This is a genomic window from Tistrella sp., from assembly GCF_002684955.1.
GTDB classification, from domain to species: Bacteria; Pseudomonadota; Alphaproteobacteria; order Tistrellales; family Tistrellaceae; genus Tistrella; species Tistrella mobilis.
In genome coordinates this window covers 253,884-276,037 of sequence record NZ_NYWI01000030.1, presented here as the reverse complement: position 1 = coordinate 276,037, position 22,154 = coordinate 253,884, and the positions used below count along the sequence as shown (strand labels likewise).

The window sequence follows — 22,154 nt, the reverse complement described above, 5'->3', positions numbered from 1 at the left end:
CCGGATCCTGCGCCCGCAACCCGCCGGCCGACCGAGCAGAGCCCGAACCTGCCATGATCCGTGCCCACGACGTCCTGCCGCCGGTGCTGCCGGTCTTCCCGCTCGGCGGTGTCATCCTGCTGCCCGGGGGGCGGCTGCCGCTGAACATCTTCGAGCCGCGCTATCTGGCGATGATCGACGACGCGCTGGGCAGCCACCGGCTGATCGGCATGGTCCAGCCGGCCCGCGCCGGGCTCGGCACCAATATGGGCCTCGTCTCGGGTGCGCCCGAAATCTACGGTGTCGGCTGTGCCGGCCGGATCAGCAGTTTCCAGGAAAGCGGCGACGGCCGCTATCTGATCACGCTGACCGGCGTCGCCCGCTTCCGCGTGGCCGAGGAACTGGCCGTCACCACGCCCTATCGCCAGGTCCGCACCGATTTTGCCGCGTTCGAGGCCGATCGCGGCGAGCCGCCGCCGGCCGGGCTGGACCGCGCACTGCTGACCGACCGGCTGAAGCGCTATTTCGCCCTGCAGGGGCTGTCTGCCGACTGGCAGGCGATCGATCAGGCCTCGGACCAGGCGCTGATCACCTCGCTCGCCATGATCTGCCCCTTCTCGGAGGCAGAGAAGCAGGCCCTGCTCGAGGCCCCCTCCCTGCCGGAACGCGCCGCCTTGATCCTCGACATGATGGAGATGGCGTTGCATACCGGAGAGGACGACGACGACGCGCCGCGTCACTGACCGCAAGGATTTCGTGCCCCATGTCCGACGCCACCCCCATTTCCGACACCACCCCCGTGCCGCCTGCCAGCGTCGATCCGCGCCTGCTGGAGATCCTGGTCTGCCCGCTGACCCGCGAGCCGCTGCGCTATGACGCCGCTGCCCAGGAGCTGATCAGCGATGCGGCGAAGCTCGCCTATCCGATCCGCGACGGCATCCCGATCATGCTGGTCGACGAAGCCCGTTCGCTCGACGACGCGGCCGGAGCCTGATCCCATGGCTGGTTCCCACGGGCATGAGCATGGCCACGAGCACGGGCACATGCCGGCACCGGCCGCCCCCTGGCCGGTGGAAATCCGCCTGAAGCGGTCGGCACGGGTTCTGGAGGTCACCTTCGACGACGGCAACCATGTCCGGCTGGGGGCCGAGTATCTGCGCGTGGAAAGCCCCTCGGCCGAAGTGCAGGGCCACGGCCCCGGGCAGAAGAAGGTGCCGGCCGGCAAGCGCAATGTGGCGATCGTCGACGTTCAGCCGGTGGGCAACTACGCCGTGCGGCTGGTCTTCGACGACGGCCATTCCACCGGCATCTATGGCTGGGGCTATCTCGCGGAACTCGCGCGTGAGCACGACCGGCGCTGGAAAAACTATCTCGACGCCCTCGCCGCTGCGGGCCAGAAGCGGGACTGAGCAGAGCCGACGAAAAAGTGGCCGCCGCGACGGGGCATGTCGCGACGGCCAGGCTTCGGGTGATCGGGCCCGAGCTTTCTTAATTCTGAAATCTGCGGCGTTGCGGTTCCGGCTGGTCTCAGCGGGCAACCCGGCGGCGGCGCGGGTTGCGGCTGCCGGTTCCCGTTCCGGTGCCGGGGCCGCGATAGGTGCGGCCGCGCCGCGGCGCATCGGCCGTGGCGCGGAGGCCGGCAGGATAGGGGGCCGGCGCGGCCATGCGGGGCGCTGCGGAGCCGGCGTGGGCGTGGTTGCGCGGGGGGCGAACCATGGTCATGGGGGCATTCCTTGAACATCGGCCCGACAGGATGCACCCACCCGGTCCGCCATGTTGTCAGTTCGGGTGATGATTACCAGCGGTAGCGAAGCACGGCCAGCCCCCGATCATGGGGGGCGCCCGGAAAATGCGGCCCGGAACATGGGGGCCCGGGACACGCGGTCTCCCGCAGGATGCGTCTCAGGGCATGCGTCCCTGAACCAGGGCCGGCAGGCGGCCCAGTTCGCCCATCGCATGGCGCATGGCCAGTTTCTTCACCGGCCCCAGCCGGTTCACCGCCGCAAGCCCGAGATCGCGCGCCAGGCGGACCGGCGCCACATCGTTGGAAAACAGCCGGTTCAGCCCGTCGGTCGCCGCCACCAGCGCCATGGTGTCGGTGCGGCGCCAGCGTTCATATGCCGCAAGCACATCCGGGGCGCCGACATCGCCGCCCAGGCGCCGCGCCTGCACCATCACCTCGACCAGGGCCGCCACGTCGCGGATGCCCAGATTGAAGCCCTGCCCCGCGATCGGATGGATGGCATGGGCGGCATCGCCCACCAGCGCCAGGCGCCGGTCGACGAAGCGCCGCGCCAGGGTCAGCGCCAGCGGATAGGCGAAGCGCGGTCCTTCCAGCCGGAGCCGCCCCAGAAAATCGCCGAAGCGGGCGCGCAGCTCTTCCAGATATCGCAGATCGTCCAGCGCCTGGATGCGGGCGGCATCCTCGTGCCGTTCGGTCCACACGATCGACGAGCGATTGCCGGCCAGCGGCAGGATCGCAAAGGGGCCCGGCGTCAGGAAACGTTCATGGGCCACACCTTCATGCGGGTATTCATGGGCCACGGTGCAGACCAGGCCGGTCTGGCCATAGCCCCATTCGGTGACCGCGATCCCGGCCTCGTCGCGCAGCCGTGACCGGCGGCCATCGGCAGCCACCACCAGCGGCGCACGCAGCACCCGGCCATCCGCCAGGGTAACGGTCGCCCGCGCGCCCTGCCGGTCGACCGAGACCACGCCTGCGGGGGCCACCACGGTCAGCCGATCGGCAAGTGCCGCGGCACGCTGCGCCAGGGCAGCCCGCATGTGGCGGTTCTCGACCAGCCAGCCCAGCGGTTCTTCCCCCACCTGGGCATGGTCGAAATGCAGATGCATCAGGCTGGGCCCGTCGGTCACCCGGATATGTTCGATCGCGCCGGTTTCCGCCACCAGCGGCCAGACGCCGATCGCGGCCAGCACCTGCTTCGACCCATGGGCGATGGCACTGGCCCGGCCGTCGAACCCGCGATCGAGCTGCGCCGTGGGGTCTTCGCGATCGACGACGATCACGTCGAGGCCGGCTGCGGCGGCGGCAACGCCCAGCGTCATGCCGACCAGCCCGCCGCCCACGATCACCAGGTCGCCCGCCATCATCTCCATCGGCCTCCGCTCCGCCACGCCTGCTCGGTGATGCCGGGCCGGTGAGCCCGGCCCTGCCGCGCAAGATCGGCCCGCCGGTTCCGAAAGTCCAGCCATGCCCGCCAATTCAGTGGCGTGACCAGGAATTGCCCACCATCGGGTGATCTGCACAAAAAATAGACAATATCATTCGCTGCACCCGCGTCCCGGCGGCTCCGATCCCGCCGGATTGCCCGTCCATCGCGCATTGCAGCGCAGAATCCCGCCAATGACACGAAATTGGCACGGGTCTTGAAGTGTCACGCCCGGACCGCCGGCGCCCAAGGTGCCGGCCGCCAGGACATCAAGGCTGCGGGGGAAAGGAACAGGGCGCCATGAAGCTGATCTCTGCGATCATCAAGCCCTTCAAGCTGCAAGCCGTTCGCGAGGCGCTGACCGATCTGGGCATCCAGGGCCTGACCGTCACCGAGGTGAAGGGATATGGGCGGCAGAAGGGTCAGACCGAAATCTATCGCGGCGCGGAGTACGAAGTGAATTTCGTGCCGAAGCTGAAGATCGAGATCGCCCTCAACGACGACCTGCTGGAGGCAGCGGTCGAGGCGATCCAGACCAATGCCCAGACCGGCAAGATCGGCGACGGCAAGATTTTCGTGTTCGACCTCGAACGTGTGGTGCGCATCCGCACGGGCGAAACCGACAAGGACGCTCTCTGAGCCAACGGGAAGGAGACCCACCAGAGATGGCGCTGACGGCCACCAACTTCCGGCGTGCCGCCCTTGCGGCGATCGCTCTCACCCTCGTTGCGGCACCGGCGCGGGCCGAAGTCGATCCCGAGGTTCAGTATATCCTCAACACCTTCTCGTTCATCATCAACGGCGCCCTGGTCATGTGGATGGCCGCGGGCTTCGCGATGCTCGAATCCGGCCTGGCCCGGACGAAGAACGTCGCCACCATCCTGCTCAAGAACATCTCGCTCTTTGCCGTGGCCGGCATCACCTTCTACCTCGTCGGCTACAACCTGATGTACATGAACGTCGACGGCGGCTGGATCGGCAGCCTGGCCATCTGGTCGCAGAGCGACGCCACGGGCGACGCCATCGTCTACGAGGCCGGCACCTATGCCTCGGCGTCGGACTGGTTCTTCCAGATGGTCTTCGTCGCCACCGCTGCGTCGGTCGTGTCGGGCACCGTCGCGGAACGTAGCAAGCTCTGGTCGTTCCTGCTCTTCGTCGTGCTGCTGACCACCATCAGCTATCCGATCACCGGCTCGTGGGTCTGGGGCGGCGGCTGGCTGTCCGAGATGGGCTTCGTCGATTTCGCCGGCTCCACCCTGGTGCATGCGGTCGGCGGCTGGGCGGCCCTGGTCGGCGCCATCATCATCGGCCCGCGCATCGGCAAGTACAGCCGTGACGGCCGGGTGAACCCGATGCCCGGCTCCAACCTGGCGCTGGCCACCCTCGGCACCTTCGTCCTCTGGCTCGGCTGGTTCGGCTTCAACGGCGGCTCGATGCTGGCGCTCGGCACCGGCGCGGATGCCACCGGCATGGCCAATGTCGTGGCCAACACCAGCATGGCGGCTGCCGGCGGCATCGTCGCCGCGATGATCCTCTCGCAGCTCCTCTACAAGAAGGTCGACCTCACCCTGGCGCTGAACGGCGCGCTGGCCGGCCTGGTCTCGATCACCGCCGGCCCCGACACCCCCTCCATCGGCGGGGCGATCCTGATCGGTGCGGTCGGCGGCGTCCTCGCCAGCCTGACGGTGCCGCTGCTCGACAAGCTGAAGATCGACGACGTGGTCGGTGCCATCCCGGTGCATCTCGTCGGCGGCATCTGGGGCACGATCGCCGTGCCGATCACCAATGCCGATGCCAGCTTCGGCACCCAGATCGTCGGCATCGTCGCGATCGGCGCCTTCACCGCGGTGTTCTCGGCCGTCGCCTGGCTGCTGATCAAGTTCACCGTCGGTGTCCGGGTCTCGGAAGAGGTCGAACATGGCGGGCTGGACAAGGCGGAGCTTGGCCTCGAAGCCTACCCCGAGTTCGGCCGCGGGTCGCAGACCCTCTGACGCCACCACTCATCGCACACCCGGCTGCCCCGGCAGCCGGTCCTGCCTGCGACGCCCCGGCCTTCTGGTGAAGGCCGGGGCGTCCGCTCTTGCGGCAGAGCGGTCAGGCGCCGTAAGGTGCCCCGGCACCCCCGCGGCCCGCACCCAGGACGCCCCCGGCCAACGCCCGGGTGGCACGACCGACGGACGGCGGTTTCGGAACGACTTCAATCCTCTGGCGTCATCCATGCTCAATCCCCGGCTCGCCGCGCTCACCGACTCCCCGTTCCGGCGCCTGGACGCGCTGATCGCCGGCGCCGAGCCGCCGGCGGAGATCACCCGGCTGATGATGTCGCTGGGGGAGCCGCAGGGTGGCGCCCCGGCCCTGATTGCCGAGATCGTGGCGGCAGATGCGGCGGGTTTCGGGAAGTATCCGGCCGTGGCCGGCGCGCCGGATCTGCGCCGGGCGATCGCCGCCTGGGCCACCCGCCGCTACGGCCTGCCCGACGGCTTTCTCGACCCCGAGACCTCGGTCCTGGCCGCGGCCGGCACCCGCGAGGCGCTGTTCGCCACCCTTCAGGCGGTGACACCCGAGGTGAAGGACGGCGCGCGCCCGGTGGTGCTGATGCCCAACCCCTTCTATCAGGTCTATGCCGGCGGGGCGGTGATGGCGGGGGCCGAGCCGGTCTTCGTGCCGGCGACCGCAGAGACCGGCTTCCAGCCGGATCTGGCGGCGGTCTCGCCCGATCTCTGGCGGCGCGCCTCGGCCGCCATCGTCTGCTCCCCCGCCAACCCGCAGGGCACGGTGCTGAGCGAGGCGGCGATGCTGGATCTGATCCGCCTGGCGCGCGCGCATGACGCGGTGCTGATCGCCGACGAATGCTATTCCGAAATCTGGGTCGAGACCCCGCCCCCGGGCCTGCTGGAAGTGGCGGCGAAACATGGGCTGGGCCTCGACAATCTGCTGGTCATGAATTCGCTGTCCAAGCGCTCGGGCGCGCCGGGCTTGCGCGCCGGCTTCATCGCCAGCGATCCGAAGCTGATCGCCGGCCTGCTGCGCATGCGCACCTATTCGACCGGCTTCCTGTCGCCGCCGCTGATGGCCGCCGCCACCGCACTCTGGGCCGACGAGGCCCATGTCGAGATCAACCGCGCCCGCTATCGGACCTCGATGGCCGCGGCCGAGCGGATCCTGGGCCCGGCCTTCGGCTGGACCATGCCGGCCGGCGGCTTCTTCGCCTGGGCCGATGTCGGCGATGGCGAGGCAGCCGCGCGCCGGCTGTGGGCCGAGGCCGGTGTCAAGGTCCTGCCCGGCGCCTATCTTTCCCGCGAGGGCGATCCGGCCCATGGCTTCGCCCCCGACAATCCCGGCGCCCGCTATGTCCGCATCGCGCTGGTCCACGCCCCGGATGTCGTCGAGGAGGGGTTGACCCGCATCGCCCGCACCCTCGCCGGCTGACCGCCGCCGCCTTCCGCCACCGTCCCGCCCCCTCGTGGACATCCCGTCTTCCAGACACGATCAGCCGAGACCCATGGCCGCACGCTCGACCGGAACCGATCGGACGACCCGCTTCCTGCCCGCCGGGGCTGCCGGCCTTGCCCAGCGCCTGACCCGCGCCGCCGGCGGGCTGGTCCTGGCGGTGATCGCGATCTGCCTGATCCTGGCCCTGGCGAGCTATGACCAGAACGATCCGTCGCTGAACCACACGGCGGAATTCCCCATCGTCGCCAATGTGATGGGCATGGCCGGCGCCTATTTTGCCGACATGTCCCTGCAGGCGCTGGGGCTGGGAGCGGTGATCCTGCCGATGGTGATGCTCGGCTGGTCATGGCGGCTGATGCGCGGCCGCGGCCTGCCGATGCTGTGGCTGAACCTGACCGTGCTGCCCGTCGCCCTGGTCGCGACCGCGGGCCTTGCCGCCGCCTTCGGCCGGCCGGAAGGCTGGCCGCTGGAAAGCGGGCTCGGCGGGGGGGTGGGCATGCTGCTCTATGCCCGGCTCACCGCCGTCACCGGCGTCGGCCCCTATCTCGTCATCACCCTGGGCCTGGCACTCGGCGGCATGCTGGCGGCGGCCGGCATGGGGCTGGGCGACTGGCGCAGCATCGGCCGGGGCATCGGCTCCGCCGGCGGCCTCGCCGGCCGGGGCGGCAGCCGGCTGGCCGGCCTGTTGCGGCGGCGCCATGCTGCGGCAGACGACACACCAGAGGCCCGCGGGCGCCCCGCGCGCGGCCAGGCCGCCCGCCGGACCGCCGAGCCGCGGTTCGACGACGATGCAGCACCCATCCCCGCCCCGCCCCGGCGCCGTGCCCCCGAACCCGCCGAGGCCCCTGCCGCCGGCGGTCCGCGGATCGGCACGCCCCGGCGCAATGTGGAGGCGGCCGCCGCCGAGGCCCGCCGCCGCAACCCGCTCAACCTGGACGAGGCGTCCAACTACCGGCTGCCGGCCCTGGATCTGCTGGCGCTGGCACCGCGCGGCGGTACCGGCAGCCAGGATCCGGGGCTTCTGGCCGAACAGGCCCGGGCGCTGGAAGGCGTGCTCGACGATTTCGGCGTCAAGGGCCGCATCGTCGAGGTCCGCCCCGGCCCGGTGGTCACGCTGTTCGAGCTGGAGCCGGCCCCCGGCATCAAATCGTCGCGCGTGATCAGCCTGGCCGACGACATCGCCCGCTCGATGAGCGCGATTTCGGCCCGCGTCGCGGTCATTCCGGGGCGCAACGCCATCGGCATCGAACTGCCCAACCCGAAGCGCGAGATGGTCTTCCTGCGCGAGTTGCTGGCGAGCGAGGCCTACGAGGTCACCGCCTCGCGGCTGGCGCTGGCGCTCGGCAAGGATATCGGCGGCGCGCCGGTGATCGCCGATCTTGCCCGCATGCCCCATCTTCTGGTCGCCGGCACCACCGGCTCGGGCAAGTCGGTCGCGATCAACACCATGATCCTGTCGCTGCTCTACCGGCTGTCGCCCGACCAGTGCAAGTTCATCATGATCGACCCCAAAATGCTGGAGCTGTCGGTCTATGAGGGCATCCCACATCTGCTGGCACCAGTGGTGACCGAGCCGGGCAAGGCGGTCGTGGCGCTGAAATGGGCGGTGCGCGAGATGGAAGGCCGCTACCGCGCCATGTCGAACCTGGGCGTGCGCAATATCGGCGGCTACAACAAGCGCGTCGCCGAGGCCCGGGACGCCGGCGAGATCCTGACCCGCACCGTTCAGACCGGCTTCGACCCCGAAACCGGCAAGCCGATCTTCGAGGAACAGACCCTCGAGACCGAGCCCATGCCCTATATCGTGGTCGTGGTCGACGAGATGGCCGATCTGATGCTGGTGGCCGGCAAGGACATCGAAGCGGCGATCCAGCGCCTGGCCCAGATGGCCCGTGCCGCCGGCATCCATCTGATCATGGCCACCCAGCGCCCCTCGGTCGACGTGATCACCGGCACGATCAAGGCCAATTTCCCCACCCGCATCTCTTTCCAGGTCACCAGCAAGATCGACAGTCGCACCATTCTGGGCGAGCAGGGTGCCGAGCAGCTGCTGGGCCAGGGCGACATGCTGCACATGGAAGGCGGCGGACGGATCACCCGCGTCCACGGCCCCTTCGTCTCTGACGAAGAGGTGGAGAAGGTGGTCCGGGCTCTTAAAGAACAGGGTGCGCCCACCTACATCGAAGCGGTGACCGACGATCCGGAGCTTGCCTCCGGCAGCACCGCCGACATCATACAGGGTGGTGGGGCCGGCGGCGGCGGTGGCGAGGACGATCTCTACGATCAGGCCCTTGCCGTCGTGCTCCGCGAGCGCCGGGCCTCGACCAGCTTCATCCAGCGCCACCTGCAGATCGGCTACAACCGGGCGGCGCGGCTGATCGAGCGCATGGAGAACGAAGGCGTCGTCAGCCGGGCCGATCGCACCGGCCGCCGGGAGGTACTGCTCGGCGAGCCCCGCGACGACTGAGCGCCGATACGAGGAGTTTCCCCCCATGTCCCTTCGCCTGTCAGGCACCCTTCGCCGTGCCGCTTTCGCTGCGGGTGCCCTCGCGGTGATCGCCACGGCCCTGCCCGAGGCCGCCCTCGCGCAGCAGAAGCCGGCTGCCGCTCCTGCGAAGGCACCCAATGTCGCCGCGGCCGAGGCCCGACGCGACATGGACCGCGCCGAAGCCTATCTGAACGGCTTCCGGCGCATGAAGGCGCATTTCACCCAGGTCGCGGCCGATGGCTCGACCTCGGAAGGCACCTTCTACCTGTCCCGGCCCGGCCGGCTCAGGGTCGATTACGATCCGCCGGTCGATCAGCTTCTGGTCGCCAACGGATCGCAGCTGATCCATTACGACCGCAAGCTCGATCAGCCCTCCTACATCCCGCTCAGCCAGACGCCCGCCGGGCTGCTGACCCGCGAGACCTTCGATTTCGACGATCCGCTGCTCGAATTCGCCGGCTACGAACGCGATGCCAATGCCTTTGCGATCACGCTTCGCGACGCCAAGAACCCGGATCTGGGCTCGCTGGCCCTGGTCTTCACCGACAACCCGGTGCAGCTGCGCCAGTGGGTGGTGACCGATCCGCAGCGCGGCGTCACCCGGGTGACGCTGAGCGATGTGAAGCTGGATCCGACGCTGGACAGCGACCTTTTCGTCTTCAACCGCTTCGCCCCGAAGAAGTGACGAGGCCCGGCAAGTGATGGTCCTGTGACCAGGGCCGGCCCCGCGGTCGACAGCCGCGCGATCTGGCGGATCGCCGGGCCGATGAGCCTGTCCAACCTCTCGGTCGCGGCCCTGGGCGCCGTGGATACCGGCGTCGCCGGCCATCTGGGCTCGGCGGGCAGCCTGGCCGCAGCGGCGATCGGCGGCCAGTTGCTGTCGTATTTCGTCTGGTGCTGCGGCTTCCTGCGCATGGGCACCACCGGGCTTTCCGCCGGTGCGGCCGGTCGGGGCGACCGTCCGGAAGGTGCCGCCGTACTGGGCCGCGGGCTGGCGCTGGCACTCGGGCTCTCCGCCCTGCTCGGCCTGGCACTTGCCGTCACCCTGCCCTGGCTTCTTGCCCTTTTCGGACCAGCGCCTGCGGTCAGGGATCTGGCAGCCGGCTATGTCCTGATCCGCCTGGCCGGCCTGCCAGCTGCGCTCGCGGTGCTGGCATTGGTCGGCTGGTTCGTCGGCCGGGGAGAGGCGGGGCTGCCGCTCGTCATGATCCTGGCGACCAATCTGGTCAATGCCGGGCTCGACCTGCTGCTGGCCCTGCATCTGGGCCTCGGCCTCGACGGGCTGGCGATCGCGAGTGCCGTGGCGGACTGGACCGGCTGCCTGATCGGCCTTGCGGCCGCGCTTCGCACCCTGACCCACGAGCGCACGCCCCGCCCCGGCAGGCGGGCTTTGCTCGACTGGCCGGCCATTGCGCGGATGGCCCGGATCAATGGCGACATCTTCGTCCGGACCCTGCTGCTGATCGGCGGCTTCGCTCTGTTCATGAGTCTGGCCGGGCGCCTCGGCACAACCCAGCTTGCCGCCACCGCCCTGCTGCTCACCTTCTTCAGCATGGCCTCGCAGGGGCTGGACGGCATGGCCTATGCGGCGGAATCGCTTGCCGGCCGCGCCCTTGCCGCCGGCGATCTGGCGGGCTTCGACCGGGCCGTGCGCATGACCGGGATCTGGACCGCGGCGCTGGGCGTGCTGGCGGCCCTGATCTTCGCCCTCGCCGGCCCGCTGCTGATCGCAACCCTCACCGATCTCGACGAGGTGCGGCGGGTGGCCGGCGATCTTCTGCCCTATGTCGTCGCCCTGCCGCTGATCGCCTGGGCCTGCTTCTGGCTGGACGGGGTGTTCATCGGCGTCACCTGGTCGGGCGCCATGCGCGATGCAATGCTCATCGCCTTCGCGATACATCTTGGACCGGCACTGGTTCTGCCCGATATGATGGGGGCGGACGGGTTGTGGATCGCCTTCCTCGGCCTGTTCGCGGCGCGTGACCTGGCGATGGCCGGCTGGTATCTGGCCCGTCGGCGTCGCCTCTCGCCCCAGCCTCAACGATCCAGCATCTGAGCACGCCACCTCGCGGCCTGTCGCAGCGGCCGCACCAGCCATCGGAGCCGATCGCCTTGTCGAGCGCGCCCATCTCCTCCGGCCGCCGGCCGGTCATCGCCGTCACCGCCTGCATCAAGCTGGTCGAGGGCAGCCCCTCCCATGCTGCGGGCATGAAATATGTCGAAGCCGCGGCGGAAGGTGCCGGCGGCATGCCGCTGATCGTGCCCGCACTGGGCGACGGCATCGACATCGATCAGGTGCTCGACCTGGTTGACGGCGTGCTGGTGACGGGCAGCACCTCGAATGTCGCACCCGAAATCTATGGCGGCCCGGCGCCGCGACCCGGCAACAAGGGCGATCCGGCGCGCGATGCCACCACCCTGCCGCTGATCCGCGCTGCGATCGAGCGCAACATGCCGCTGCTCGCCATCTGCCGCGGCCATCAGGAACTGAACGTCGCCCTGGGCGGCAGCCTGCACCAGCATGTCCATGAAGTGCCTGGCATGATGGATCATCGCGACGATGCCAGCCTGCCCTGGGAAGAGCGCTTCGGCCATGCCCACCCGGTGACACCCGAAGCCGGTGGCCTGCTCGCCCGGATCCAGGGCGGTGTCACGCCCTTCCTGGTCAACTCCCTGCACCACCAGGCGATCGACCGGCTGGCCCCCGGGCTTCGCGTCGAAGCCCGGGCCGAGGATGGTCTGGTCGAGGCGATCTCGATCCCCGGCCGCCGTTTCGTCCTGGGTGTGCAGTGGCATCCCGAGGCGCTGTGGCGGATCGACCCCGCCCATGACGCCATCCTGAAGGCGTTCGGAGAGGCCGCCCGCGCATGGGCTGCCCGCGCCGAAGCCGCCGCCTGACCCCCTGCCGGATACCCTGCCTCATGCCCCGCCTGCCCGACGATTTCGACGACGACGACGGTTTTGACCCCGATCACCCGCTGGCCGATCAGCCGGCACTGGCGGCGGTCGCCCGCTTCGCACGTATGCTCGAGACCATTCCCTGGTTCTCTCGCGTCGGCGACCGGCTGGACGCCGACGACCGGGCTGCGGCCGAAGACTATCTGTCGGCGCTGGGCTTCCCCGGTGCCGCGGTGGTCCCGGTCGGCGACTGGTACGAGGCGGCGGACTGCGCCGAGGCACTGGACATGCACTCCCTGTCCTGGGAGGAGGAGGAGCATCTCCGCGCGGTTGCCCATGAAACCGCGCTCGAGATCACCGATGAAGAGGCGCTCGACGTGGCGCTTTCCCATGTCGCCCATCAGGCCGCCTCTCTGGTCGGCCCCGCCGCCGTGCTCTCGATGCGGGTCGGCGGTCTGGACGACGAGGCCCTGGCCCGGGCGGCGGCCGGCCATGCGGTTCAGGCCTGCCATCAGGCGGCCCTGGTCCTGGCGGCGGGGCTGGGGGCCGAACATCCTTTCGCGCTCAAATTCCGGCTCTACGAACGGGGTCGCTGGCCGGTCTCGATCACCGGAGAGAGCTTCAACCTGTTCTGATTTACAGATCTGCGTATGCCGATCGCCGGAAGGTGGCATGGCGGAGATCGCCGTGTCACTGGCGCCAGTTCGCGTCATCGGTTCAAATGGAGCGGTCGGACCTGAATTCGAAACATCCAACCACGGGTCCGACCAGCCGAAAGGGGTCCGGCCCGTATGGATGCAGTCATCGACTTTCTCAACACCCTGCTCTGGAGCTATGTGCTGATCTACGGCCTGCTGGCGGTGGGTATCTACTTCACCCTCCGCCTGCGCTTCGTCCAGATCCTGCACTTCCCCGAAATGATCCGGGCGGTGATCGGCTCAGGGGATAACGATCGCTCGGGCATCTCGCCCTTCCAGGCCCTGTGCACCAGCCTTGCTTCCCGCGTCGGGACCGGCAATCTGGCCGGTGTGGCCGTGGCGCTGTATCTGGGCGGGCCGGGCGCGATCTTCTGGATGTGGGTGGTGGCGGCGATCGGCATGGCCACCGCCTATGCCGAAAGCAGCCTCGCCCAGCTCTACAAGGTTCGCGACGGTCATCGCCAGTATCGCGGCGGGCCGGCCTTCTACATGGCCAAAGGGCTGAAGGCGCCCTGGGCGGGCTGGCTGTTCTCGATCTTCCTGATCCTCACCTTCGGCCTGGTGTTCAATGCGGTGCAGGCGAATTCCATCGCCGAGGCAGGCGAGGCAGCTTTCGGCCTCGGCAAGATGTGGATCGGCCTGGCCATCGCCGTGCTGACCGCGATCGTCATCTTCGGCGGCATCCGCCAGATCGCCCGGGTGGCGGAGCTGGTGGTGCCGTTCATGGCGGTGATCTATCTGGCCGTGGCGCTCTATGTCATCGTGGTCAACATCGCCGAGGTGCCGGCCGCGATCGGCATGATCCTGCGCAGCGCCTTCGGCCTGGAGCAGGCAGCCGGCGGCATCGCCGGCGGCATGGCGGCCGCCATGCTCAACGGCGTGAAGCGGGGCCTGTTCTCGAACGAGGCCGGCATGGGCTCGGCGCCGAACATCGCCGCCGCCGCAACGCCCGATCCGCACCACCCTTCCTCGCAGGGCTTCGTGCAGTCGCTGGGCGTGTTCATCGACACCCTGCTGATCTGCACCGCGACCGCGATCATGATCCTGCTCTCCGACCGGCTGGTGCCCGGCTCGGGCGTCACCGGCACCCAGCTCACCCAGGAAGCGCTGACCGCCCATATCGGCGATGCCGGTGCCTGGTTCGTGGCGGTGGCGATCTTCTTCTTCGCCTTCACCTCGATCATCGGCAACTACGCCTATGCCGAAAACGCCCTGGTCTTCGTGAAGGCCGACAGCGCCATCGGCATCACCATCCTGCGCTGCGGCACCCTCGCCATGGTGCTCTGGGGCAGCTATGAGAGCGTCTCGACCGTGTTCAACGCGGCCGATACCTCCATGGGCCTGATGGCGGTGATCAATCTGGTCGCCATCGTCCTTCTGTCGGGCACGGTCGCAAAGCTCACCCGCGACTATCTGGAACAGCGCCGTGGCGGCCAGACCCCGGTCTTCCACGCCGCCGATTATCCCGAACTCGCCGGCGAGATCGACGAGGACATCTGGAGCCGCTGATCGGCCGGAGACGGGCAAAGCAAAGGCCGGCTTCCCCAAAGGAAGCCGGCCTTTCTGCCGTCGGATCTGTCAGGCTCGGATCCGTCAGGCCAGGAGGCCGGATCAGAGCAAGAACCCGGATCAGGCCGGGGCGTGCGCCCGGATGAAGGCAGCGATGCGCGGCTTCACCTGTTCGCGCCAGCGGCGGCCGTTGAAGATGCCGTAATGGCCGACACCCGCCTGTTCGTAATGGGCGTGCATATGCTCCGGCAGCCGGTCGCACAGCTTGTGCGACGCCCGGGTCTGGCCGATACCCGAGATATCGTCCAGCTCGCCTTCCACCGTCATCACCGCAGTCCGGGTGATGGCCGAGGGGTCGACCAGCTTGCCGTGCACGACCATCTCGCGCTTGGGCAGCAGATGGCGCTGGAACACCCGGTCGATGGTCTCGATGTAGTATTCCGCCGGCAGGTCCATGACCGACAGATATTCGTCGTAGAACGACCGGTGCGACTCGGCACTGTCACCGTCGCCGCGGACCAGATGCTCGTAGAGCTTCACATGGGCGCCGATATGGCGCTCCAGGTTCATGGTCATGAAGCCGGTCAGCTGCACGAAACCCGGATAGACCCGGCGCATCACGCCCGGATAGATGCCCGGCACCGAGTGGATGACATTGTCTTCGAACCACTTCAGCGGCCGGGTCATGGCCAGCTGGTTGACCTGGGTCGGGCTCTCGCGGGTGTCGATCGGGCCGCCCATCAGGGTCATGGTGGCGGGCGCGCACGGATCGTCGGCCGCATTCATCAGCGACACTGCCGCCATCACCGGCACCGACGGCTGGCAGACCGCCATCACATTGGTGCCGGGGCCCAGCAGATGCAGGAATTCGATGACGTATTCGACATAATCGTCGAAATGGAAGGGCCCGTCGAAAACCGGCACCATCCGGGCATCGACCCAGTCGGTGATGTAGACGTCATGGTCGGGCAGCAGGGCCTCGACCGTGCCACGCAGCAGCGTGGCGTAATGCCCTGACAGCGGCGCCACCAGCAGCAGCTTCGGGTCGTTCAGACCCTCGGTATCGCGGCGGAAATGCAGCAGTTTGCAGAAGGTGAGATCGTGGACGATCTCCTCGACGACCGGCACTGTGCGGCCGTCGATGATGGTGTGGTCAAGCCCGAAGGCGGGTTTCTCGTAGCGGTCGGTGACGCGCTCGATCACCTCGGCCGCGGCCGCAACCATGCGACCATAGGGCGAGTACGACATCGGATTGAACGGCGAACTGTGGATGCGCTGCGCGGCCTTCGCCATCAGACGGATGGGCGTCACGGTCGCGGCATGCAGTTCGTGGAGCTGGTAAAGCATGACCCCTCACGCGCTGTCCGGCGGAACTGGGGAAGCCGCCGGCTGCGGCGGCATCGTCCACCTCCCTCGTGGCCGATGCCGTCTGTCACTGTCGATCTTTGATACGGCCGGCACCATTCGCGGGCGCCGGCTCGGTCGGTCGAGGCTGGTTCGGTCTTCGGCCCGGGCTTTGCATCCGTTGCGCAGAGGGCCGAAAGGCCCCGTTCGCGCGCTTCCGGAGAGCGCCCGTGTTAAACATCTGTTTCAATTAGGCATTATCCGCCGAAAAAGTAAACGAGTTCCGAAGACGTTGCCGAAAATCCACGACAACGACCCGAAACGGTCACCCGGCAGGCCTGGATGCGCTGCAAAATGCAGCAAGGTGCCATCAAAGACGCTGTTTGATCGCCGCCACGATCGTATCGGGCGTGTCCCCGCGACTGAAATGGGTGAGATAGGCCCCCTCGCGATCCATCAGATAGATGAAGGCGCTGTGGTCGACCAGATAATCGGTGGCGCTGGCGTCGTCGCGCACCGCCTGATAATAGACGCGATATTCCTTGGCCGCCGCCGCAATGGCCTCGGGCGTTCCGGTCAGGCCGGTGATGTGATCATTGAACAGGCTGAGGTAACGCGCCATCTGATCCGTGGTATCACGCTCAGGATCGACGGTAATGAACACCGGCGCTACCTTGTCGGCATCCGGGCCCAACATCTCCATGACTGCTGAAATCTTCTGAAGATCGGTGGGGCAGACATCCGGGCAGAAGGTATAGCCGAAATAGACCAGCATCAGCCGGCCACGGAAATCCTGGTCGGTGACCGGCTTGCCGGTCTGATCGTTGAGCGCGAAGGGGCCGCCGATCAGAGCCCGGCCCGAGGAAACGCCGCCGGCGCGATCCGCCGACATTTCCACCCAGCGCAGCGCCAGCACACCACCGATCGCAACCACCGCAGCGATCGCGATGACGGCCAGAATGGACGGGCGGCGGGGGGCCTTCTTCGACATGATGTTCACGATCCGCGGGGAAGGCCGGCAAGGCTGGAAGGCCACCGGTCGGGAAGTGCCGAGGGGCGCCCGGTGAGGGAGACCGGAGAGCCCCGACGGGACCACCGCCGGGACCAGGGGTCGGGGCCGGCGATGGAGACGTCTTCACCCCATAGCAGCCGGCGCCCGGGGCTGCAACCGAAGCATCTGCGACCGATCGTCGCTCGCCATGGCCGTCTGCCGACAATTGACCCGCCCCCATCGCCCGCCGCACACTCCGGCGATCTTCCTGTCGCATCACCCCCTCGCCCTCCGTCCCGTCCCAAGGGGTCTGCTCCATGCCCGCGGACACGCTGTCCCTCGCCGCCATCATCGGCCCGGTCTTCGCGCCCGATCCCGGCCTCCTGCTGCTGGTGGTCGCGGTTCTCGACGGCTTCATCGGCGACCCGCCCGGGCTCTGGGCGCGCATCCCCCATCCGGTGGCGGTGATCGGCCGGGCGATCTCGGCACTCGACCGCCGGCTGAACCGGCCGGAGCGTAGCGAGGCGGAACGGGTGCGCCGCGGCGCGCTGACCGTGATCCTGGTGGCGGGCGGTACGGCGCTCGTCGCCTGGGGCCTGTCGGGGCTGCTGCGCAGCATTCCCTTCGGCTGGGTCGGCGAGGCGCTGATCGCCATGACCCTCGTCGCGCAGAAGAGCCTGTACGAACATGTCCGCGACGTGGCCGATGCGCTCGCCCGCGACGGGCTCGCCGCCGGCCGGCGCATGGTCGCCCGCATCGTCGGCCGCGACCCCGAAAGCCTCGACGAAGCCGGGGTGTCGCGGGCCGCGATCGAGAGTCTGGCCGAGAATTTTTCCGACGGGGTGGTGGCGCCGCTGTTCTGGTTCGCCGTGGCGGGGCTGCCCGGAATTGCCGCCTACAAGGCGATCAACACCATGGACAGCATGATCGGTCATATGACCCCGCGCCATGCCGCCTTCGGCCGGGTCGCGGCGCGGCTGGACGATCTGGTCAACTGGCCGGCCGCCCGGATCGCCGGCGGGCTGATTGCCCTGGCCGCCGCCCTGCCCGGACCGGGGGATGCCGGCGAGGCGATGGCCGCCATGCGCCGCGACGCCCGCCGCCACCGGTCCCCCAATGCCGGCTGGCCGGAAGCGGCGATGGCCGGCGCCCTGGGGCTTCGGCTCGCCGGCCCGCGCCGCTATGGCAACCGGGTGGTGGACGATGCCTGGATGGGCCGCGGCGACACGGAAGCGGGCCCGGCCGATATCGACCGGGCCCTCACCCTGTATCTGCGTGCCTGCATGGCCGGGGCGCCGTTGCTGGCCCTGCTTGCCACACTGCTCGACTGACCGCAGCCCTGCCGGCTCAGCGGCCCGAGAGCGTGCTCTTCAGCGTGTCGGCCTTGCCGTCCGAAACATTGGTGCGCAGGATATTCTCCGCCGTCAGCGACTGGCCGTAATAGGCGCGGTTCCAGTCCTCTTCGGGCACGATCACGGTACCGTCGAGCGAGGCGCCGCCGAACAGGCCCTTGGCGTTGGAGAAGGCGACGATGTCGGCATCCATATTGGTCGTGGTGCTGCCCTCGACGCCGGCACCGACGGTCGCCACCGCGATCGAGACGTCACCGCCCAGCGAAACCTTGTCGGAGAGCAGCTTCTGCAGGCCGCGCTCGGTGCGCACGACCAGCACCGTCTCCGACACCTGCACGCCGGCCTGCAGGCCGATGCCGCCCTTGGCGATGTCGTAGAAGACCGGGCCGCGCCAGCCGCCCGAATCGCGGGCCATCAGCACGCCGACACCGCCCTCGCCGCCGATGATGAAGCCGGCCTTGACCAGGCTCGGGGCGATCAGCACGGCCCGCGCGCTTTTCAGCTGGGCCTCGAAATCCTTACCCTGGGGCGAATTGCGGATCGCTTCGACCGTGGCGGCGGCCTTGGAGACCGTCTCCTGCTGATCATTGGCATAGGCGGGCGCCACGATCGCCAGCGGCGCCATGGCAGCCATGGCGGCGACGGTCAGCGCAAGCGGGCGGCGGTCGTTGAGGCGCATGCGGAACATGGGGAAAACTCCTCGGCGGGTGCGCATCCGACGGCAGCGGCGGAGATCGGTTCCGTGCCGTCCTGTCCCCGCTGTTATGCCATGACCGGCTGTGACAGGGGTGCGATCAAGATGCGACCTCTCCGGCACCGAAAGAAGGCCCTTTCAGCACCAGCGGCAGGCCCGCCGCCACAAAGATCACCCGGTCGGCCGCGGCCGCCACCTGCTGGTTCATCCGTCCCGCGACATCACGGAACCGCCGCGCCAGCGCATTGTCCGGCACGATCCCCAGCCCCACTTCATTCGCCACCATCACCACCGGGCGGCCCAGATCGCGAGCAGCCGCCACGAGACGTGCCGTCTCGGTGTCCGGATCCCGCTCCAGATGCATCAGCGTCGCCGCCCAGATCGTCAGACAGTCGAGCAGAACCGCCCCCGCTTCCGCCGCCGCCGCGATCGCCGCCGCCGGGTCGGCCGGGGCTTCGACCGTCCGCCAGCCAGTCCCCCGATCCGCGCGGTGGCGGGCGATACGATCCCGCATCTCGTCGTCGAAAGCTTCGGCCGTGGCGACATAGAGCGGCGGCGCGTCCCCCGCTGCGGACAGCGTCAGCCGCTCGGCCAGCGCGCTCTTGCCCGAACGGGCCCCGCCCAGAACCAGGGTCAGCATGGCTCGTCTTCTCCCGTCGGCAGCGGCCGGTTCACCGTCTCCACCCGCCAGAGCACCGCGCCGTCATCCATCTGGATCCGATCGATCCGGGTGAGCGACAGCGGATCGACGACGAAGGAAATGCTCTGCTCAGGCGTCAGCCCCAGCGCCTGGGCAAGGGCGGCCCGCACCACGCCGGCATGGGCCACCACCACCACCGGCCGCGCGTCGGCCTCGGCAGAGATCCGGTCGACGGTCGCGGCGACCCGGGCGATCACATCGGCATAGCGTTCGCCCCCGGGCGGGCGGGCACGGGCAGGCTGGCGCCAGAAGGCGGCATAGGCCTCGGGCTCCGCCGCCTCGATCTCGGCATGCACGCGGCCCTCCCAGAGGCCGAAATCCTGCTCGATGAAGCCCGGCTCGATCTGCGCCGTCAGGTCGGGCCGGAGCACGGATGCGGTGTCGCGGGCACGGGCAAGCGGGCTCGCCACCAGCCGCATCCCCTCGGGCAGGGCGCGTGCGATCCGTGCCGCCCGCATCGGCGCCGGCAGGTCGACCGGCGCCTCGCCCGCGCCATGGATGCGCCCGAGGGCCGATGCCGCAAGCGGGGCATGCCTCAACCAGTACCAGCGGGTCACGGCCACCACAGCAAGCCTCCATAGGCCAGGAGCAGGGCGCCGATTTCGGCCGCCTGCTGAAGCGCACCATACACATCGCCCGTGGCCCCACCGATCTGGCGAAGCGCCAGGCGCAGGATGACCAGCGCGCCGATCACCGCACCGGCCACGAGCCCCAGCACCGCCGGCAGGGCCTGGAGATCGAGCGCCCACCAGCCAAGCCCGGCGGTGATCAGCAGGGTTGCGGCCAGACCGGCAAGGGCTGCGGCCGCGGGGCCGCGGCCCGCCGCATCGGCAAGGCCCGGCCGGTCCCGCCGGGCGGGCGGCATCCAGGCCATGGCAAGGCCGATGGCGGCGCGGGACAGCCCGCCTGCCCCCGCGGCCAGCACGGCCGCCCCGATGCCCAGCGGGGCCAGCGCCGCATAAAGCGCCGCCCGCAGGCCGAAGCCCAGGATCAGCGCCCCGGCGCCGAAGGTACCGACACGGCTGTCCTTCATGATCTCCAGCTTCGCCGCCCGGTCGCGGCCGCCGCCGAAACCGTCGGCGACATCGGCAAGGCCGTCCTCGTGGATCAGCCCGCCGATCAGCGCCGCGGCGATCAGGGCCAGCAGGGCCGCGATCCAGCGATCGGCAAAAACCTCTGCCGCCCCGGCCAGCACCAGCCCGGCAAGCCCGCCTGCGATCAGCCCGGCCGGCCCCAGCCAGCCGGCAAAGCGCGCGGCCGGCTGCAGACCATGCGGCGCCGGAACCGGCAGACGGGTCACCAGCCCCAGCGCCAGCCACAACCCGTCGAACGGTCGTGCCGGCGACGGCGCAGGGGGTGGCGGGGGTGGCGCCGGCGGCTGGACGGGCAGCGGATCGGTCATGAGCCTGCGAGGTCGGTTGCGGAACGGGGAACTCGCCCGAAGATAGCGGCAGCCCGGCCACCCGACCAGTCTGCGGCTCGTCTCTGACGCCAGAAGGCTTGACCCGACGGGCGGGGCGCGTAATCGTTCCGGCCATCGCGTCCCGGTATCGTCCGGGGCGACCGTCCGCATTGATCGGCCGCGACGCTCCTCAGGCGCCTGCGGCCCGCGCCTCAGGAGGCCCCGAGCCGTGGCAGCCGACCATTCCGCCATCCCGTTCACGGATCTCGCCGGCGTCGCCGAGCTGGTCCGCGCCTTTCCCGGCCCAGACGAGGAAGCGATGGAGCGCGCCCGCGCCCGTGACGCGGAACTGACCAAGCCACGCGGCGCGCTCGGCCGGCTGGAAGAGCTGGCGATCTGGACCGCCGCCTGGCAGGCCGCCCATCCGCCGCGGGCCGCCCGGCCGCTCGCCTGCGTCTTCGCGGGCAATCACGGCATCGCCGAACGCGGCGTCTCGGCCTATCCCGCCTCGGTCACCGGGCAGATGGTGGCGAATTTCGTCGAAGGCGGGGCGGCGGTGAACCAGCTCTGCCGCTCGTTCGGGGCGGGGCTGTCGGTCTATGAGATGGGCCTCGACCAGCCGACGGCGGATTTCACCCGCGGCCCGGCGCTGGAGGATGCCGAGGTGCTGCGCGCCATCGCCTTCGGCATGCGGGCGGTGGAGCCCGGCATCGACATCCTGTGCCTGGGGGAGATGGGCATCGGCAACACCACCGCCGGCTCGGCCATCGCCGCCGCACTGTTCGGCGGCATGGGCGCCGACTGGGCCGGTCGCGGTACCGGTGTCGACGATGCCGGCCTCGCCCGCAAGATCGCGGTCATCGACGAGGCTCTGGGCTTCCATGGCCCGGCCCTTGCCGACCCGCTCCAGGTTCTCCGCCGGCTGGGCGGTCACGAACTGGCGGCCATCGTGGGGGCGGTGATCGCGGCCCGCATGCTCAGGGTGCCGGTGCTGCTCGACGGCTTCACCTGCACCGCCGCCGCAGCGGTGCTCTGGAAGCTCGATCCCACCGCCCTCGACCATTGCCGCATCGCCCATCTCTCACGCGAACCCGGCCATCAGCGCCTGGCCGCGGCCATCGGCCAGCGGCCGCTGCTCGATCTCGACATGGCGCTCGGCGAGGCCTCGGGCGCGGTGCTGGCCTCGGCCCTGGTCCAGGCGGCCATCGCCACCCATAACGGGATGGCCACCTTTGCCGAGGCCGGCGTCGCGACCGCCGAAGACTGAGGCCCGGCGTCGATTTTTTGCACTGCGGTGTGCGTTAACGACTCTTAAACAATTGAACCCTTATGCTACAGGGTGCGTCCGAATTGGCGGATGCACCCTGCGCCGGTGATGCCGGCGCCGCGTATGCAGCAGAGTTGTCGGAGGGGTCGCGTGGAATACGCGGAACAGACCGATCGGTCGGAATCCCACGCACAGGCTGCCCTCGGACT

22 protein-coding genes are annotated in these 22,154 nt (G+C 69.4%); 14 read left to right on the top strand and 8 right to left on the bottom strand.

The window, feature by feature from the left end:
- The first annotated feature begins 53 nt into the window (after positions 1-53).
- From CMO28_RS10215 to CMO28_RS10205, 3 genes are read left to right on the top strand one after another with little or no spacing between them, the layout of a single operon-like run.
- Complete coding sequence (locus CMO28_RS10215) at positions 54-722, top strand: LON peptidase substrate-binding domain-containing protein (protein WP_296713100.1); 669 nt, start codon at positions 54-56, stop codon at positions 720-722.
- Between the two features lie 20 nt (positions 723-742).
- A complete protein-coding gene (locus tag CMO28_RS10210) occupies positions 743-973 on the top strand; it encodes a Trm112 family protein (RefSeq protein WP_062769603.1) in 231 nt (76 codons plus the stop codon).
- Positions 974-1,022: 49 nt separating this feature from the next.
- The gene (locus CMO28_RS10205) at positions 1,023-1,388 is read left to right on the top strand and encodes a DUF971 domain-containing protein (protein WP_322111326.1); all 366 of its coding nucleotides are present in this window, start codon (positions 1,023-1,025) and stop codon (positions 1,386-1,388) included.
- A gap of 118 nt (positions 1,389-1,506) precedes the next feature.
- Here CMO28_RS10205 and CMO28_RS10200 read toward each other — a convergent pair whose 3' ends face one another.
- Both CMO28_RS10200 and CMO28_RS10195 read right to left on the bottom strand, forming a co-directional pair.
- The gene (locus CMO28_RS10200) at positions 1,507-1,701 is read right to left on the bottom strand and encodes a hypothetical protein (protein ID WP_296713096.1); all 195 of its coding nucleotides are present in this window, start codon (positions 1,699-1,701) and stop codon (positions 1,507-1,509) included.
- Between the two features lie 180 nt (positions 1,702-1,881).
- Complete coding sequence (locus CMO28_RS10195) at positions 1,882-3,096, bottom strand: UbiH/UbiF/VisC/COQ6 family ubiquinone biosynthesis hydroxylase (RefSeq protein WP_296713095.1); 1,215 nt, start codon at positions 3,094-3,096, stop codon at positions 1,882-1,884.
- A 353-nt stretch (positions 3,097-3,449) separates the two neighbouring features.
- Here CMO28_RS10195 and CMO28_RS10190 point away from each other — a divergent pair, with 353 nt between their 5' ends.
- The 9 genes from CMO28_RS10190 to CMO28_RS10150 all read left to right on the top strand — a co-directional run bounded on the left by CMO28_RS10190 (position 3,450) and on the right by CMO28_RS10150 (position 14,195).
- Positions 3,450-3,788: a P-II family nitrogen regulator gene (locus tag CMO28_RS10190; RefSeq protein ID WP_014746653.1), complete on the top strand. Its 339-nt coding sequence runs from the start codon at positions 3,450-3,452 to the stop codon at positions 3,786-3,788.
- 26 nt (positions 3,789-3,814) lie between these two features.
- Entirely contained in the window at positions 3,815-5,140 is a 1,326-nt protein-coding gene (gene amt / locus CMO28_RS10185; protein WP_062769614.1) for an ammonium transporter, read from the top strand.
- A 226-nt stretch (positions 5,141-5,366) separates the two neighbouring features.
- Complete coding sequence (locus tag CMO28_RS10180; RefSeq protein WP_296713089.1) at positions 5,367-6,578, top strand: aminotransferase class I/II-fold pyridoxal phosphate-dependent enzyme; 1,212 nt, start codon at positions 5,367-5,369, stop codon at positions 6,576-6,578.
- Positions 6,579-6,651: 73 nt separating this feature from the next.
- Entirely contained in the window at positions 6,652-9,069 is a 2,418-nt protein-coding gene (locus tag CMO28_RS10175) for a DNA translocase FtsK (protein ID WP_296713087.1), read from the top strand.
- Between the two features lie 25 nt (positions 9,070-9,094).
- Positions 9,095-9,775 carry a LolA family protein gene (locus CMO28_RS10170; RefSeq protein WP_014746657.1) on the top strand — a complete coding sequence of 227 codons (681 nt, stop codon included), beginning with the start codon at positions 9,095-9,097 and terminating at the stop codon, positions 9,773-9,775.
- 24 nt (positions 9,776-9,799) lie between these two features.
- A complete protein-coding gene (locus tag CMO28_RS10165; RefSeq protein WP_296713084.1) occupies positions 9,800-11,146 on the top strand; it encodes an MATE family efflux transporter in 1,347 nt (448 codons plus the stop codon).
- A 56-nt stretch (positions 11,147-11,202) separates the two neighbouring features.
- The gene (locus tag CMO28_RS10160) at positions 11,203-11,988 is read left to right on the top strand and encodes a gamma-glutamyl-gamma-aminobutyrate hydrolase family protein (RefSeq protein ID WP_296713082.1); all 786 of its coding nucleotides are present in this window, start codon (positions 11,203-11,205) and stop codon (positions 11,986-11,988) included.
- Between the two features lie 23 nt (positions 11,989-12,011).
- Positions 12,012-12,623, top strand: coding sequence for a hypothetical protein (locus tag CMO28_RS10155; protein WP_296713080.1), 612 nt, complete (start codon positions 12,012-12,014; stop codon positions 12,621-12,623).
- 156 nt (positions 12,624-12,779) lie between these two features.
- A complete protein-coding gene (locus CMO28_RS10150) occupies positions 12,780-14,195 on the top strand; it encodes an alanine/glycine:cation symporter family protein (protein WP_296713078.1) in 1,416 nt (471 codons plus the stop codon).
- A gap of 120 nt (positions 14,196-14,315) precedes the next feature.
- Here the strand turns inward: CMO28_RS10150 and CMO28_RS10145 are convergent, their stop codons facing one another.
- Positions 14,316-15,542 (bottom strand): polyhydroxyalkanoate depolymerase, encoded by a 1,227-nt coding sequence (locus CMO28_RS10145; protein ID WP_014746662.1) that lies wholly within the window; start codon positions 15,540-15,542, stop codon positions 14,316-14,318.
- 367 nt (positions 15,543-15,909) lie between these two features.
- The gene (locus CMO28_RS10140) at positions 15,910-16,530 is read right to left on the bottom strand and encodes an SCO family protein (RefSeq protein WP_062762535.1); all 621 of its coding nucleotides are present in this window, start codon (positions 16,528-16,530) and stop codon (positions 15,910-15,912) included.
- Positions 16,531-16,847: 317 nt separating this feature from the next.
- Here CMO28_RS10140 and cbiB point away from each other — a divergent pair, with 317 nt between their 5' ends.
- Positions 16,848-17,861 (top strand): adenosylcobinamide-phosphate synthase CbiB, encoded by a 1,014-nt coding sequence (cbiB, locus tag CMO28_RS10135; RefSeq protein ID WP_156503069.1) that lies wholly within the window; start codon positions 16,848-16,850, stop codon positions 17,859-17,861.
- Between the two features lie 16 nt (positions 17,862-17,877).
- On the opposite strand, the gene CMO28_RS10130 is transcribed toward cbiB, so the two are convergent.
- The 4 genes from CMO28_RS10130 to CMO28_RS10115 all read right to left on the bottom strand — a co-directional run bounded on the left by CMO28_RS10130 (position 17,878) and on the right by CMO28_RS10115 (position 20,678).
- Positions 17,878-18,570, bottom strand: coding sequence for a lipid-binding SYLF domain-containing protein (locus CMO28_RS10130; RefSeq protein WP_062762533.1), 693 nt, complete (start codon positions 18,568-18,570; stop codon positions 17,878-17,880).
- Positions 18,571-18,676: 106 nt separating this feature from the next.
- Positions 18,677-19,216 carry a bifunctional adenosylcobinamide kinase/adenosylcobinamide-phosphate guanylyltransferase gene (gene cobU, locus CMO28_RS10125; protein WP_296713075.1) on the bottom strand — a complete coding sequence of 180 codons (540 nt, stop codon included), beginning with the start codon at positions 19,214-19,216 and terminating at the stop codon, positions 18,677-18,679.
- Positions 19,210-19,839: a histidine phosphatase family protein gene (locus tag CMO28_RS10120; RefSeq protein WP_296713073.1), complete on the bottom strand. Its 630-nt coding sequence runs from the start codon at positions 19,837-19,839 to the stop codon at positions 19,210-19,212. Before CMO28_RS10120 ends, cobU begins: the two co-directional genes overlap by 7 nt.
- Positions 19,830-20,678 carry an adenosylcobinamide-GDP ribazoletransferase gene (locus CMO28_RS10115; RefSeq protein ID WP_296713072.1) on the bottom strand — a complete coding sequence of 283 codons (849 nt, stop codon included), beginning with the start codon at positions 20,676-20,678 and terminating at the stop codon, positions 19,830-19,832. Before CMO28_RS10115 ends, CMO28_RS10120 begins: the two co-directional genes overlap by 10 nt.
- Before the next feature lie 229 nt (positions 20,679-20,907).
- Here CMO28_RS10115 and cobT point away from each other — a divergent pair, with 229 nt between their 5' ends.
- Positions 20,908-21,945 (top strand): nicotinate-nucleotide--dimethylbenzimidazole phosphoribosyltransferase, encoded by a 1,038-nt coding sequence (cobT, locus tag CMO28_RS10110; protein ID WP_296713070.1) that lies wholly within the window; start codon positions 20,908-20,910, stop codon positions 21,943-21,945.
- The last annotated feature ends 209 nt before the right edge of the window (positions 21,946-22,154 follow it).

What these genes read in the sequence shown, in the direction of transcription:
- CMO28_RS10155 (WP_296713080.1), top strand. Translation starts at nt 12,012, where the DNA reads ATGCCCCGCCTGCCCGACGATTTCGACGACGACGACGGTTTTGACCCC.
- CMO28_RS10115 (WP_296713072.1), bottom strand. Translation starts at nt 20,678, where the DNA reads ATGACCGATCCGCTGCCCGTCCAGCCGCCGGCGCCACCCCCGCCACCC.
- cobU (WP_296713075.1), bottom strand. Translation starts at nt 19,216, where the DNA reads ATGCTGACCCTGGTTCTGGGCGGGGCCCGTTCGGGCAAGAGCGCGCTG.
- CMO28_RS10150 (WP_296713078.1), top strand. Translation starts at nt 12,780, where the DNA reads ATGGATGCAGTCATCGACTTTCTCAACACCCTGCTCTGGAGCTATGTG.
- CMO28_RS10190 (WP_014746653.1), top strand. Translation starts at nt 3,450, where the DNA reads ATGAAGCTGATCTCTGCGATCATCAAGCCCTTCAAGCTGCAAGCCGTT.
- CMO28_RS10200 (WP_296713096.1), bottom strand. Translation starts at nt 1,701, where the DNA reads ATGACCATGGTTCGCCCCCCGCGCAACCACGCCCACGCCGGCTCCGCA.
- CMO28_RS10130 (WP_062762533.1), bottom strand. Translation starts at nt 18,570, where the DNA reads ATGTTCCGCATGCGCCTCAACGACCGCCGCCCGCTTGCGCTGACCGTC.
- CMO28_RS10140 (WP_062762535.1), bottom strand. Translation starts at nt 16,530, where the DNA reads ATGTCGAAGAAGGCCCCCCGCCGCCCGTCCATTCTGGCCGTCATCGCG.
- CMO28_RS10205 (WP_322111326.1), top strand. Translation starts at nt 1,023, where the DNA reads ATGCCGGCACCGGCCGCCCCCTGGCCGGTGGAAATCCGCCTGAAGCGG.
- cbiB (WP_156503069.1), top strand. Translation starts at nt 16,848, where the DNA reads ATGCCCGCGGACACGCTGTCCCTCGCCGCCATCATCGGCCCGGTCTTC.
- CMO28_RS10175 (WP_296713087.1), top strand. Translation starts at nt 6,652, where the DNA reads ATGGCCGCACGCTCGACCGGAACCGATCGGACGACCCGCTTCCTGCCC.
- CMO28_RS10180 (WP_296713089.1), top strand. Translation starts at nt 5,367, where the DNA reads ATGCTCAATCCCCGGCTCGCCGCGCTCACCGACTCCCCGTTCCGGCGC.
- CMO28_RS10195 (WP_296713095.1), bottom strand. Translation starts at nt 3,096, where the DNA reads ATGGAGATGATGGCGGGCGACCTGGTGATCGTGGGCGGCGGGCTGGTC.
- amt (WP_062769614.1), top strand. Translation starts at nt 3,815, where the DNA reads ATGGCGCTGACGGCCACCAACTTCCGGCGTGCCGCCCTTGCGGCGATC.
- CMO28_RS10215 (WP_296713100.1), top strand. Translation starts at nt 54, where the DNA reads ATGATCCGTGCCCACGACGTCCTGCCGCCGGTGCTGCCGGTCTTCCCG.
- CMO28_RS10210 (WP_062769603.1), top strand. Translation starts at nt 743, where the DNA reads ATGTCCGACGCCACCCCCATTTCCGACACCACCCCCGTGCCGCCTGCC.
- CMO28_RS10170 (WP_014746657.1), top strand. Translation starts at nt 9,095, where the DNA reads ATGTCCCTTCGCCTGTCAGGCACCCTTCGCCGTGCCGCTTTCGCTGCG.
- CMO28_RS10145 (WP_014746662.1), bottom strand. Translation starts at nt 15,542, where the DNA reads ATGCTTTACCAGCTCCACGAACTGCATGCCGCGACCGTGACGCCCATC.